Origin of the sequence: Bradyrhizobium genomosp. III, assembly GCF_000261705.1 — a bacterium.
Taxonomy (GTDB): Bacteria; Pseudomonadota; Alphaproteobacteria; order Rhizobiales; family Xanthobacteraceae; genus Bradyrhizobium; species Bradyrhizobium ottawaense.
This window is the reverse complement of sequence record NZ_AJQF01000475.1, coordinates 1-13,433: the sequence shown is the minus strand read 5'-3', so window position 1 is coordinate 13,433 and position 13,433 is coordinate 1. Positions and strand designations below refer to the sequence as shown.

Here is a 13,433-nt window from a genome sequence, read left to right as displayed (position 1 = left end):
CGCGCTCTTCCGACCCAGATCGTCGCGCTATAACTGCCGGTGCTACGGTGTACTCACAGCTTGGCAGCACGGGCGTTGGTGCGCCGAGCAACGCCAATGCGGGCGCGGTTGCTGGCGGCACGCTTGGCGTGTACTACGCCTTCATCCAATTCGCTGGGTTCACCATAGGTAAGGCCGTCTCGCAGTTCGACGCGCCTTGGACTAATTACCCTGGCAACAACTTCGACGGTCTGGTCGGCGGCGGCGGCACAGTGACTGGAGTAAACCAGCTTACCTACACCGCAGACTTCGGCGAGGGCATCACCGCATCGATCTCGGCTGTTGATCCGACCGCTTACTACCAGAGTAACCTATATAATGTCGGTGCCGGCCTTACGTCAGTGGCAGGCTTCGGTTCTGGCAACTTTGGCGCCAATGACTTTGGCGGAACGAGGGCTCCTGATATACAGGGCATGTTCCGCGTCGATCAGGCTTGGGGCCTTTTTCAGGCGTCGGTCGCAGCGCATAACAATCATGCTGCGTACTACGGCGCGACAGAGCCGACCGGTCATCCGGGCGACAAATGGGGTTGGGCTGCTCAGCTGGCATTGTCGATCAAGAATCTTCCGACCGGCCCCGGTGACACCATCAACATGCAAGCGGTCTACACCGATGGTGCTACCCGCTACAACTTCCAGAGCTTGGCTCCGCAAAACTTTGCTATGTTTGGCGGTACCAGCGTTCCGGGTGCCTACCAGAGCATTGGGCTTGCAGCCGCTGCTGACGGTGTGTTTGGGCCCGGAGCTGGCATTTCCACGGTCCAGACTTGGGGCTTCCGGGGCGCTTATACCCACAACTGGAATCCGTACTGGAACAGTGCGATCTACGGCGCGTACGCTCAGCTGAAGTACGGTAGCGGTGGTTCGGCTCTCGTTTGCGCTGCGATCCTGGGCTTGGGCGCACCGACTGCTGGTATCACCACGTGCAATCCGGATTTCAATGTCGCACAGCTCGGTCTTATAACCCGCTGGACGCCGGTGAAGAACCTTACGTTCTCGGCAGACGTGGTCTGGACTCACCTCGACCAAAAGTTTGACGGGACAATTACGACGACGGCGGCTGTTCCACTTGTGGCAAAGCCCGCAGCTACATACGAGCTGAAGGACCAAAACACGGTTAGTCTGCTGCTCCGTGCTCAGCGCAATTGGTGAGATTGTTCGGTGAACGGAAGGAGAGAAAAGTAGTTCTACGGTAAACCTCCAAAGAAAGGCCTCCGGTATGCCCATCGGAGGCCTTTTTGGCGCCAATGGTCGCGCCGCACACGATGTTCGCTGGGGGGCGGTGATTGCGCGCTATTCGCCCGATGACCTGCCCCTGAAGCTTCGGTCCAGCGGCGCTTAGCTGCGGCCTGCACACTGGAGCATTTTTGGCTAGAGGATCACCACCGCACGACGACCACAGGCGCGCCTTCCCTGCAGCCGCACTGGCTGCACTATAGCCATACGGCTTACAAATCGCGGCTTCGTTCAATCCCGGCCTCTATGAGGTCGCCACCCGCGGCACAGCGCGCCGCTGGTCTTTGCCCCGCGAACCTCACAGAACACTCAAGATTCCGTCGAGTCGCCCGTTGTGCTTCCGTCGTCGCATCGGAGTTGGCGATGCGACCGAAGAAGCACAGTACGACGTGATCGGGGGATCTGTTCCGGGCCAGGCTGGACCAGATCATCAATATGAAGCACGAGCTGGTTCAGCTCGCCGGCAAGGTCGATTGGGACTGGATCGACTGCGAGATCGCGCCGCGCTGCTCTACAGCGAGAATGGTCACCCCGGGATCGCGACCTGCTTCATGATCCGGCCGTTGCTGCTCAAGCACATTTACTGGCTGTCATGAGGGGCTGTGCAAGCGCTGGGTCGGCGACCCGTATTTCCGTGTGCCTCATAGCTGGTGCGTATCTGCCGCCGCAATTGTGTTGAAGACGGGAGTTGCCCTCCCGGAGCCGGCCTGCAGGGGCGGACTTCAAACCACCCCACGCTGCTGCGTTTAAGAGACGTAGTGGTGAGCGTTGGGGAAAAAGGCGGCGGACTACGCCATCAGGTGAGCGATGAGAAGATGAGCGCAAGCGAACCGCCGATGAGGCATCGAAATGGGTCCAGACGCTGTCATAACGGGGTGTATAGGCGGCATGACCTCATCACAGGCTTCAATGGGGAACGAGGGAATTTGGCTCGGGGTGTTAAGTGAAATCCGCAAGTGGCGCTCACCACGAGGGAGAATACCAATACTCCGAGACAGGGGCGGTGCAGCTTGTAGTAGCGTTGAAGTGGCTGCAATAGCCATGGAGCGAAGGGGATGCGTTACCCTGTCCGACATCGGACGCCAAGGCTTTGTCAGGAGGAGCGTTATCACGCCGGACAAACCGTTGCCCATCATCAAGCGTATGGTCTGGGAGGCCTACCAGCTGGTGGCATTGAATGGAAAGGCGGCGGGCGTCGATGGTCAGAGCTTGGAGAATTTGCGCGGGATCTTGGAAACAACCTCTACAATCCCCGGAATCGCTTTGTGTCGAGAAGCTACTTCGCGCCAGCGGTAAGGCGCATGTAGATTCCCAAGGCAACGGCGGCATCCGTCCTCTGACATTCTGGTCGTCGCGGACCGCGTCGCGCAGATGTTGGTCAAGCAGTATCTGGAACCCAGTGCTGATTCCGATGAAGTCGCGCGGCGATTCTGAGACGACGTCACCCACCTTTCCGATTTGATCTCGCCCGGGGGCGAGGCGTTCTGGCTGCCCGCGTTCTCTGGATCTGTGCTGGATAGTGAAAAGATGGAGCGGTCGAGCCTGTGGCTGCGAGGCGCTGTCCAAAAGGGGCCTAGCACAGTGAAGAACCTCATGAATATGAGGCCCGCAAGAACAGAGCTCTGATCATCGATGAGCGCGTTTCAAAAAGCGCTTCGAAATCAGGGTTGGTGTTCACCTTGCTTCAGCAGGCGGCGATCGGGTTTGTACGCGCGGCAAAGCTTGCGCGCGCTTGTCGCGTACCTTCGGCATGCTCGCGCGGTCGACTAATGGCAACGATTTAGGCACGCCGCTGCGCCCTGATCCCCGGCACCCCGCTATCCGGCGAGTACGAGAGTGCCTCTCTCAACTCTCGCATTTGGTAGCCCTCACCACACCAGGTAGGTATCGATCTACTATTGGTGCTGTACTGTAGACGAGCAGATCGTACCGATCAAATGCGCTGATCAGGACGGACGAGGTGTTGCAATGGAAACCATAGCTGATCCGCTGGATTGCAAAGCACGCGTACTGAAGTTCATCGAAGAAACGCGCGAAGTTAGCGAGAGCGAACTGCAGATCAACAACATCACGCCTTATCATGTCACAAAGTTCTATCGCGAGCAGATTGCCAAAGGCAGGTACTACGATCAGCTGAAGCGCATTGTAGAGCCCTCACTGGACGAGTTCGAGAGCCCAGGCACCTTGGATACGAGCGGCGAACACGACAACACGGTCGTTCCGGGACTGCAGCACAAGTACCCGCAGACCGGCCTGTTGCTGGTGACGGAGCGCTGCGGTTCATATTGCCGTTATTGTTTTCGCAAGCGTATCGTGGGCAAGGCTTCCGATGAAATCGCACCGGACTTCGATCAGGTCGCGCAGTATATTACTCGCCATCCTGAGATGACCAACGTGCTACTATCGGGAGGCGACCCGTTCGTGCTTAGTACGGCCAAGCTGAACAGGATCCTTGACCACCTGCTGCCTATCAATCATTTGAGTTCGATCAGATTTGGCACAAAAATGCTGGCCTATCAACCAAGGCGGTTTGAAGATTCCGCTCTGCCGACACTGTTCGAGCGGATTCACAAGGCAGGCAAAACTCCGATAATCGTCACCCATTTCGATCACGTGGGTGAAATCTCGTCCGATGCGGAGCACAAAGTTCGCTCGTTGCGAGCGCAAGGCGTGCAGTTCCTCAACCAGGCCGTACTTCTCGCGAAGGTCAACGATGACCCTAAAATCCTCGCAGAAACGTTCGCCAAATGCCACGATACCGGAGTGCGCCCTTACTACCTCTTTCAAGCGAGGCCGGTGAAGGGCGCATCCCATTTTCAGGTTGCGCTCCGACGGGGAATAGAGATTGCGCGCGGCGTCAACCAGCGCCTTAGTGGTATCGAGAAGACGTTCAAATACATCATGTCTCATTACACGGGAAAGATCGAAATACTGGATTTGGCAGACGATGGCCGCGTGTACATGCGATACCACCAAAATAAAGTTCCCGAGAAGATCGGACAGATCTTTTCCCGGCCTCACGTCGAGGCTGCCTGCTGGTTGGACGATCTGCCAGAACAATGAGATCTAACGGTGCTCAATGCTGATTACGACTCGAGCGAGTGCAGCGCGCCGGCGACGCCCATCCGAGCCGGCCAAGCCCGGCTGAAACTGCGTCGCGCAGTGCAGGGCACGCCACCTCACTACTGCAAGAGTCTCGACATGTGGCCTTGGTTGGCGTCTGGCCGAGCTGGAGAAATTTGCTCCCAATACCGGCCCTTCCCGAGACAACATGATATCGGCCTTTGATCGTTAGGGCACGGCTCAAATTGACCGGTGCCACGCTGGGGATGCGTTCCAGTGAGAGTACGGCGTCGGGACGAGCCCTGCTCAGTAGGCCGCATTCCTAGCTTTGCAAGTGCATTTCTTGTTCGGCTTGATGCCGATTTCAGGCCTGCATCATACAGTTCATTTTGGAGTTCGGTTCCGAGACGCCATCCGTCTGTTTCGCTCTTCTTGCGACCACATCCGCGCAGCTGTGAGTCACAACAGCGAACCATAGCCATCCGAATTTACGATTTGGGGTACTCTTTTGGGCAATCATCTGGTTTATCCATCTGATCTCCGGCAGAAGGCTACGAGCGCGCTTCCAGGCTCTTGATCATAAAAACGCGGAATGCTCCGGGCGGGTCGCAAGGCGTTCGGCCGGAGGCCTTCCATCCGTTCCGCGTGTAGAAATCCGGAAAATTGACGGCGTAAAGGAAGGCCGATCGACAGCCGCGCTGTCGGCCCTCTTCTTCAAATGCCTTCAAGATCGCGTTTCCCAAACCCCTTTCGCGCAATTGCCATGGCAGAAAGAACGAGTCCAGGAACAGCAGTCCTGCCGATGAAAGTCCTATCGCACCGCCGAGAGCGCGCTTGGTTTGGGAATCCTGTAATACCACGGCCATGGGCCGGCTGTTGCCCACGGCGGTGATGACACCACCGAAGTCCTCATTACGCCGCTCGGATCGCCTGTACCATGGAAGAGGCAATTACATCCGTTACGACGATGTCCGGCATGAGTTCTCCTTACGTACAGAGTGTTATAGCAGCGTAGCCTCTGACGAGGCTGCGATTCGAGAAAACGCAAGCCGATCGAACTGACGGGCGCGAACCTATGCAGGAGCTGCTTGGCAGTGCTCTCGTTCTACACTCTCTTGTTGATCCTCGGCCAGTCGCCTTGCCCGCATGCTTGCTGCGACAGCATCCCTTGAGCGGAGCGAATATCCGCGCTGCGTCGCGTTCCCGTGTCTTAAAGGCCTCTCGAGGTGGACGTCAGGTTCAGCGAAGTCGAATAGCGGTCCATGTTTCAGATTTGCTCAAGAGTGCTGGCCAGCAGAGTAACTATTGCGAATGCTTCTTCGTCACCCGACTGTCTTCTCATGAGGCTACGGCGCCTGAGCGAGACTATATGGCGGGTTGCGCTTCGAAAACTATCAAGGTCGATAGTTGATTTCATGGCTGTTGCCCCGCAAAGCACGTCGGGGCAGCGAGGGCTGCGCCGGGCCGCCTTGGCCTTGAGCACTACCCTGCTCTTGGTTTTCGGAAGGCCTAGAGCGGTTCACAGATTTATTGAATCGGAAGGGATTCCGGAACTGGGGCGAATATGATTCAAGATGCTGGCTGGGCTGGAGGCCAGCATCCGATGGTCCGACCCATTTCCAACGATCTGCGTAAGCGTGCGGTGGCGGCTGTAGCGAAGGGTGAGAGCTGCCGCGCGGTGGCAGTGCGGTTTGGGGTTGCGGTGTCGTCAGTGGTGAAGTGGTCGCAACGTTATCGAGCGACCGGCTCGGTGGCGCCCGGCAAGATGGGTGGCCATCGCAAGCCTATCCTCGAGCCGCATCGCGCCTTCATCAAGGAAATCAGCCAGACGCCGCATTTGACGCTTCACGCCCTCAAGGACGAACTCGCCGCGCGCGGGGTTAAGGTCTCCCACAATGCCGTTTGGCTGTTTCTACGCCGCGAAGGGCTGCGGTTCAAAAAAACGCTGCTCGCTCTCGAGCAAGCCCGCTCCGACATCGCGCGTAGACGCCAGCGTTGCCGTTCATGGCAGGCCAAGCTCGATCCTCGGCGCCTGGTCTTTATCGACGAGACCTGGATCAAGACCAACATGGCCCCACTGCGCGGATGGGGGCCAAAAAGGCGAGCGGGTGCGGAGTTTCGCGCCGCACGGTCATTGGCAGACGTTGACGTTCCTTGGCGCCTTGCGCTGCGACCGCCTCACTGCACCTTGCCTATTCGACGGTCCAATCAACGGAGAATGCTTCCGCGCCTATGTTCAGCAGGTTCTCGTCCCGCAGCTTCAGCCGGGCGATATCGATCAAAGCCGCCGGCGCCAGGCTCTGGTACCTGCCGCCATACTCCCCCGACCTCAATCCAATCGAACAGACCTTCGCCAAGATCAAGCACTGCATGCACTCCGCCCAGAAGCGCACCCTTGACGACATTTGTCGCCATATCGGCGGACTCGTCACAACCATCCAGCCCGACGAATGCAGCAACTACTTCGAAAACGCCGGATACTCTTCTATTAAACCGTGAAACGCTCTAGGCGCGGCCATAGCGGTTGGCGCGGATGTGCCGGTTGAGGAGCTCGCGCAACTCGGTGGCGAGGCGAGGAACGGCCGAGACGCAGGCTCGACAGATCTGGCCGATGGTGGCCCATACAGCGGCACATCGCTGCGCATCTGCAACTATCTTCATTTGAAAGCAGGGAAGGTGCCGAGGGCCCCGTGCAGACGCGCCCACTTTACTGTCCTCGGCCACCACCCCGGCTCGCGTGCCCCTTTTTAAACCCTGGCCTTCGCTACCGCGAGCAGAGACCGGGCATGGTGTGGTCCAAGGATGAGCCTCTCCCGCTTGCCCAGCCGTTTGGTAGAACGTAGGCTTCTCTCCCTACGGCCCGGATCGGCCCATAGATCCAGGGCCGTTTGAGATACCCGTAGTCTGATCTAATCTCTTGACGCTCGCGCGTGCCGGCCGCGAGATCCCGCTGCAATTCATCAATGCGTTCTCAAAGATCGATAAGCAGAGAGCCAGGTCATTCCCTGTCTTTACGTCCTCGCACAGGTTGCCGATCTTCCACTCTTTAGCTGTTGATCGGATGCTTGCGCTGCGCCTTCTTGGGGGGCGCCGTTACGCAGCTGTTGCCAGAAGCCCGATCGAAACCTTCTCCTTGGTCAAACCTGGACCAGGTGTCTAACCGCCATTCGTACGCGCCAGCTGTCGATCATTCAGTGCGACGCGAAGCGCCGAGGCGAACCCGGCGGATTCGCCCTGGAGCCTGGTCTCCAGCGCTGCCCGCTCCTTATCAGGAGCTGGTTCGGCTCACGACATCCCAGGGGGCGCCCCTAGGGACCGCGGTCTCGTGAGCTCGCGACGTTTTCCAGATGATGGTGTCGGCCTCGATGCTGCGCAAAGACTTAAAAAATCGCTGAATTCCTGCGCCGTTCGGCCGTTAGTTTCGCAATTTCTCGTCGTTGTTCCAATTAAAAGAGCTCGGTCGAGCAGCGAACTGCAGGTAGGGCTTCAATCCGCCGAAAATGCGCAATGTCTTGCAAGCAGCCATCTGCGAACATTTCCGGGTCTGGCTCGGCGGGATGGGCAAGGCCGGTACCAGGAAGGCGGTATTGGACGAATAGGTGGCATTTGTTGTAAGGGCCCCGCAGCCGCTCGCCATTGCGTTAGTGCATCCTAAATGAAGAGCGCCGTGCGCCCGCAATCTCACAACCTGTCATGACGGGCGTGCTTCTGAGTCTTGAGCAGATTGGAGTGCTGCGAAAGACGATGAAATCGCGGTGAATACGTACTTTGATACTATTATGAGCTCGCACGGAGGGGGGTACCGGGAATGCTGAGGGAAGCTATGAATAGCGATGCGTTGCCAAGGACCGCGTTTCCAGTGGACAAATATTTCCAGCCAATTGTCCATTGGCCGATTGCCCCATTCATTGCCGAAGCGGAAGCGATTGAGCGGCGCGCTAGAATAGAGGTACATCCCTTTTTCGAGTACGCAAAGAATCACCCAGATGCTCTAGCGCTTTGGGCGAGCCAGGAGGCTGTCGTCACCAACCCGTTTTCGCAGATCCTGCTCCGAGTGATTGCCAGGATTGCGAATGTTCACGTTCGCTCACTCCTGATGCCGGTCGTCGATGGCGAGCACAGCTCAGTCCGTGGCGGGATTGCAGATCGTTCTCACCCCTGGCTCATTTGGAAGTTGTGCAGGTCCATTGGGCTATCAGATCAACCGGTCAAAGTAACCGAGGCGGTAGCATCTTTCATCGAGGCTTTGCAGCAAACTGAGGCTGACCCAATGCGAGCGCTTGGAGCTCTTGGTGTCGGAAATGAGCAAATGCTTCTCGCCGAATACCGAGCCGTGGAGGCTTGTTTCGATGCCGCTTTGCCATCAGCAGACTACAAAAGCTTCCTTCACGCGAACATTGGAGAAGATGAGGCGCATACCCGCCTCATCGCTGAAGCGGCGACCGCGCTTGAAAAGCTAGGTTATGACGCACGTCAGTATCTGGCCGGCGCGTCGGACGGCGTCAGCGCGAGGGTGCGCTACTATGACGAGCTGCTGCGCGAGGCGCAGCTGGACGTTTAACAAAAAGGAAGTGACCATGTCAGACAAGATCTTGGTAACTGGCACGAGCGTCCGCAAGGAATTGCTAAAGCCGCTGGTTGAAGCGGGGTTTGTGGTCGAGAATCCGACTCATCTGTTATCTGAGGATGAACTCGCGGCAGCCCTGGCCGACAAGGCGGGATACCTCTTGGGCGGAGACGAGTTTGCAACAGCAAAGGCACTTCAAGGCGCAAAGAAACTCAAGATAATCGCCTTTCTTGGAATGGGGTATCAATCATTTATCGATGCCGATGCGGCTGACAGGTGCGGAATCGCAGTCACCAACACGCCCGGTACTCTCAGCAATGCCGTTGCCGAATTCACAATCGGCCTGCTTTTAAACTCGACCCGCCGAATTCATCAATACGCGCTAGCGTACTCTGAGGGAAATTCCGGGAAGGAGGAAAAACAAAGAGACTTAGCGAATCTGCATGTCGGAATCGTGGGCCTCGGCGGCATTGGCACTCGTATTGCTGAAATTTTGAGGTTGGGCATTAATTGTCCCGTCTCTTACTTCTCAAGAACCCGAAAGCCAGCCGAGGAGGCGCGCTTCGGGTTGACTTACCGGCCGCTTGACGAGCTTTCGGAGTGTGTCGACGTCCTGATTGTCATGACACCAGGCAATCCCGAAACGCGCGGTTTGATCGGGCGAAGACAGTTTGACAGGTTCAGGCCCGGGCTCATCCTGATCAACAGCGCGCGCGCCGAGATCGTTGACCCAACAGCTTTGTTGGACGCCCTTTCGTCAGGAAAGCTCGGCTATGCTGCCTTCGATGGGTTCTACGAGCAGGCCGAGATCGCCGCCGCTGCTAAGTTGCTCATACCGGCGCGGCTGATGATAACCGGCCATATTGCCTCGCTCACAAGCGATGCGCGGGATGCGATGGCCAACCGGGCGGTCGCATCGATCATCAACATGATCAAGTTTGGCAAGGACGCCTATAGGGTCAGGTGACCGAAAATGCGCAGCCCTGAACTGCGGCGCAGCACGACTGACCAGATCGTGTTCGCGTTACTTTGGGTAGCCGTTCTGCTGCTGCTCTTCTTCTGTTTAATGCTCGTTACGCTCAATTACTGGGGCATTCGGCTCGGCGCAATTGATTATCAAAAATTCGGCTCCTGGGGCCAAGTTGTATCCGGTAGCGCGACGTTTCTTGGCGTAATGACCGCGTTGGTGTCGCTCATCTGGCAGTTTGGGAAATATCGGAAGGAACAAGAACAGAAGTCGATTGATGAACAGACGGCGGTCTATTTCTGGCTTACGTCGCAGCTCGTGAAAGAGGATGTCACAGATCTGGTGAGGGGCCGGCAATGGGATCTCGAAATACAGAACCTGACAAAGGCGCCGATCTATATTTGGTGGGTCGAAGCTGAGGGCCGGCCCTTGGTGGATACGCAAAGGCCGATTTTGCCCAACCAGAACACATTCAATGTGCCGCTGCTGGACGATCGGGAGCCGAGCCAGATCCCAGAACCGGTCCTGTATTTTGTGTCTCGGGAAGGCGGTTATTGGAGACGCTCCGCGACCGGGAGTCTGACGGCGCTGAGCCAATTTCCGCGTATGCGAGATTCGTAGAGAATATTGCGAGGAACAGATGGATGTGCCAAGGGAGCGAACTCCTGAAGAGAAAGTGATCAGAGTAGCGCCATCATCATCTTCCGTTCGAAGATCACTCGCCGACGGCGAGGCAAAGTATTTGGCTGCAGCGATCGCCAAGCTGGATAGCCTGGAGTACGGAGACCCTGCCGAATTCGTCTTCGATCGGTCTGGTCGAGCTGCTGCCCGGCGTAGCAATCTCCGCGAGCTATGGGTGCCGCCGACGTTCCGAACTGCCGATGAACGAAATGTCGAGCGGGATATAAATGCTCTGTGGACGACCACAGAGCAATGTGCGGTCGTGATTGGCCATCCGGGATATGGCAAATCGACCCTCGCTCGGTTCCTGACCACCAGCTTTGCTCAAGAATTTCTTGCAAGCAAGCTAGACCGCTTTGCGTTCTACGTGCCACTCGCGTCTTTGAAGCTGAAGGACAGGACCAATCAGCGGGCGATCGTAGAATGTGCAGTGCGAGCTGTTGGTCTCGTGCTGGACGAATGGGCGCTCCTCGAAATGGAAAAATCCCTCAAGAGCGCCACATTGATCTTCGACGGCCTGGACGAGCTTCCAATGACGTACGGAGCCGGCGACCAAATCCCAACACGGATTGAGGCTGCCTCCTTGATACGAAGCGTCAACATCCCAAACAACGAAAGCTTCCGTACAGGTCGCCTCAGCACAATATTGACCAGCCGCGTGGCCGACTGGCACGAGGACGATCGAACCAAGATAAGGCCAGCGGCCCTGTTTGAAATCTCTAATTTCTCGCCAGAACAGGCAAGGGAAGCAGTGGTTCGCTGGCACGACGTTGCGATTCGACTTCGCGCAGAAGAAGGGCTTGGCACAGCAGATCTGGAGAAGCGCAAACTCGATGTAGCCAATGCAATTTCGACGAACTCCGAGCTCGGTGCTGTTTGCTTGACGCCGTTGATGCTTAACATCCTGCAAACGATCTATTCGGACGAGAGCCGGGATATCCCGTCGTCTGTGAGTCAATTGTGTCTCAGGGCTGTTGACCGGCTCTTCATGAAAAAGCACCTGTTCGGGGATCAGAAGCTTCTCGTTACCGATCATGGCAGCTGGATTCTGGACGCGCTTGCGGAAGCCGCCTTCACGGCGCAAGAACGGCTCGTACAGGGCGGGACAAAGATACTGACTGACGAAGATCTTCGGCGGGTCTCAAAGAACACGTGCCGGCTCTCGGAAGCGACGCCCTTCGAAACCCGGGAAAACCTCATCACGAGTATTGCGGCTCATATCCGGCGCGGACATGGCATCTTGCAGCCGATGCGGCGAAATGAATACGAGTTCGCCCACAACGTGTTTCGCGAGGTGCTGGCCGGTTATGCGTTGGCGAAGCGACCGGTCACCCAGCGACGTGGTTACGCATTACTCGAGAAGTGGCATGCGCCGATACGGTATTGGGCCGGACTGCGGGCGGCAAGCGAAGAAGGAAAGAACGAAATAAACGCTTTCGTTGGTGAATTGAGAGGGGGGCCTGGAAGCCGCACGATCGAAGCTGCTCTGGCTAGAGCCGAAATGCTCAGCGAAGTGGTATCCGTCACGCATGGCCAGAACTTGATGCGGGACCTCAAACAGAGAATCCTGGCGACCCAATCCGAGCTGCTCAAGTGGCTGAGCAGGCGTTCGCTGCCATTCTCGAAGAGGATGCGGATCGGCGATCTTCTGGGCACGTTAGGCGACCCGAGACTCGAGGCCGAGTTCAGTTCGAGGCTATTCTGGCTAGAGACCGGACCCAGGCAGATTGGGCGATCAACCAATCATATCACCAGAATAACGAAATATTCGAGCGTTCCTGCCTCACCACCGATCAAGGGAATGCTAAGCCGCTTTGCGTTATCGGCGTTCCTGGTGACCAACGCCGAATACAAGCAGTTCCTGGATGATGGAGGCTATAAGCAGCGGGAGCACTGGCAGACTGCCGAAGGATGGGCGTGGGCAAGCGGTGATGATGACGTCCGCAATGCCGTCCTGAACCGGGCCCGGGACGTCGCACCGACGCACCTCACAAGTGAAGTGCTTGGGCAGCGCCTGATTGCTGAAGACTTCCCGGATCAATGCGAGCGAATGATAAAGCGATCTTCCCCGATGTACTGGTCCGCGCCTTCACACAACAGGCCCAATCAACCTGTGGTCGGGGTGAATTGGTGGGAGGCGCTGGCGTATGCGAGCTGGATCGACGCCCGGCTTCGCAAGCAGGGAAAACTGGACAAAGGTCAACAGGTCCGTCTGCCGACAGAAGCCGAGTGGGAGAGCGTGGCCCGGCAACTGAGTGGAGACAATCCCTATCCCTGGACGGAGGGGGCTCCTTACGAGAACGCTCATTTGCGGGCGGCAGAAAACAGCGAGGAGGCGAGAGCCCTTCGGCCCTGCGCTGTAGGGCTCTTTCCGTCGCGCCACGGCATTTTGCAGATCCGGGCATCGAAGTTCCACAAGGTCGCGGATCGTGCCGCTGTCGCCGGACGCAGCTTGGGAGCTGAGGTCGTACCTCAGGAAGCGGCTTCGGCCACCTCGGTGTAGGCCTGCCTGGCTCCGGACCCGATAACATCGTCCAGTGCTGGAACGATCGTTGCCTTGAGGGTCGAGCCTGAAAATCGTAGCAGGTTCATAGTTTTGAAAAGCTGCGGGCCGGCTGTGATGATGTTGGCCGCCGTTTGCTTCATGCGGAAAGCTGTGATGAAGCCGTCGTCGGACAAAAGAGCTGCAGACCCTTCCATCGATTTTTCGAAGGGAGCTACTGCTGCCACATCGCTCGCTGCACCGCTCAGGCGGCGCAATGCATCTTGCTCGAAGAAAACGTCTCCCTCGAGGAGGAGGCAGTCTCCCGAAAGCAGTACCTCACGCGCCAACCACAGGGAATAAGCCTCCCGGTGCGATCGAAAATCGTGGATTCGACAT

At 57.4% G+C, this 13,433-nt stretch carries 8 protein-coding genes and 3 pseudogenes; 8 read left to right on the top strand and 3 right to left on the bottom strand.

All coding sequences use genetic code 11. The features are described 5' to 3' along the window. From IC66_RS0137470 to IC66_RS0137460, 3 genes and pseudogenes are all read left to right on the top strand, one after another. Positions 1-1,190, top strand: a 1,190-nt coding sequence (locus tag IC66_RS0137470; protein ID WP_038951023.1) for a porin, incomplete at its 5' end; no start/stop codon positions are given. A 486-nt stretch (positions 1,191-1,676) separates the two neighbouring features. Further along, positions 1,677-1,910: pseudogene (locus IC66_RS44060) on the top strand (IS5/IS1182 family transposase); the annotation flags it as partial. Positions 1,911-3,242: 1,332 nt separating this feature from the next. Continuing rightward, positions 3,243-4,337, top strand: a complete 1,095-nt coding sequence (locus IC66_RS0137460) for a KamA family radical SAM protein (protein WP_049803171.1) — start codon at positions 3,243-3,245, stop codon at positions 4,335-4,337. Positions 4,338-4,888: 551 nt separating this feature from the next. Here the strand turns inward: IC66_RS0137460 and IC66_RS44055 are convergent. Then, positions 4,889-5,203, bottom strand: coding sequence for an N-acetyltransferase (locus IC66_RS44055; protein ID WP_080588789.1), 315 nt, complete (start codon positions 5,201-5,203; stop codon positions 4,889-4,891). Positions 5,204-5,940: 737 nt separating this feature from the next. Here IC66_RS44055 and IC66_RS44050 point away from each other — a divergent pair. Continuing rightward, positions 5,941-6,836, top strand: a pseudogene (locus IC66_RS44050) (IS630 family transposase). 6 nt (positions 6,837-6,842) lie between these two features. On the opposite strand, the gene IC66_RS46730 reads toward IC66_RS44050, so the two are convergent. After that, the gene (locus IC66_RS46730; RefSeq protein ID WP_157158170.1) at positions 6,843-6,998 is read right to left on the bottom strand and encodes a hypothetical protein; all 156 of its coding nucleotides are present in this window, start codon (positions 6,996-6,998) and stop codon (positions 6,843-6,845) included. A 1,198-nt stretch (positions 6,999-8,196) separates the two neighbouring features. On the opposite strand from IC66_RS46730, the gene IC66_RS0137445 reads away from it, so the two are divergent. The 4 genes from IC66_RS0137445 to IC66_RS0137430 are packed head-to-tail and all read left to right on the top strand — an operon-like array spanning position 8,197 to position 13,055. Next, entirely contained in the window at positions 8,197-8,898 is a 702-nt protein-coding gene (locus IC66_RS0137445) for an iron-containing redox enzyme family protein (RefSeq protein WP_157158169.1), read from the top strand. 16 nt (positions 8,899-8,914) lie between these two features. Beyond that, positions 8,915-9,871 (top strand): 2-hydroxyacid dehydrogenase, encoded by a 957-nt coding sequence (locus IC66_RS42880; protein ID WP_049806736.1) that lies wholly within the window; start codon positions 8,915-8,917, stop codon positions 9,869-9,871. A gap of 6 nt (positions 9,872-9,877) precedes the next feature. Next, positions 9,878-10,492 (top strand): hypothetical protein, encoded by a 615-nt coding sequence (locus IC66_RS0137435; protein ID WP_038951018.1) that lies wholly within the window; start codon positions 9,878-9,880, stop codon positions 10,490-10,492. Positions 10,493-10,511: 19 nt separating this feature from the next. Beyond that, positions 10,512-13,055 (top strand): NACHT domain-containing protein, encoded by a 2,544-nt coding sequence (locus IC66_RS0137430; RefSeq protein ID WP_083859386.1) that lies wholly within the window; start codon positions 10,512-10,514, stop codon positions 13,053-13,055. On the opposite strand, the pseudogene IC66_RS0137425 reads toward IC66_RS0137430, so the two are convergent. After that, positions 13,046-13,433, bottom strand: a pseudogene (locus tag IC66_RS0137425) (phosphocholine cytidylyltransferase family protein); the annotation flags it as partial. The gene IC66_RS0137430 and the pseudogene IC66_RS0137425 sit on opposite strands and share 10 nt — an antisense overlap.

Bases quoted from the DNA above. Each gene is read 5' to 3' on its own strand.
- IC66_RS0137460 (WP_049803171.1), top strand. From the start codon at position 3,243: ATGGAAACCATAGCTGATCCGCTGGATTGCAAAGCACGCGTACTGAAG.
- IC66_RS44055 (WP_080588789.1), bottom strand. From the start codon at position 5,203: ATGGCCGTGGTATTACAGGATTCCCAAACCAAGCGCGCTCTCGGCGGT.
- IC66_RS46730 (WP_157158170.1), bottom strand. From the start codon at position 6,998: ATGAAGATAGTTGCAGATGCGCAGCGATGTGCCGCTGTATGGGCCACC.
- IC66_RS42880 (WP_049806736.1), top strand. From the start codon at position 8,915: ATGTCAGACAAGATCTTGGTAACTGGCACGAGCGTCCGCAAGGAATTG.
- IC66_RS0137435 (WP_038951018.1), top strand. From the start codon at position 9,878: ATGCGCAGCCCTGAACTGCGGCGCAGCACGACTGACCAGATCGTGTTC.
- IC66_RS0137430 (WP_083859386.1), top strand. From the start codon at position 10,512: ATGGATGTGCCAAGGGAGCGAACTCCTGAAGAGAAAGTGATCAGAGTA.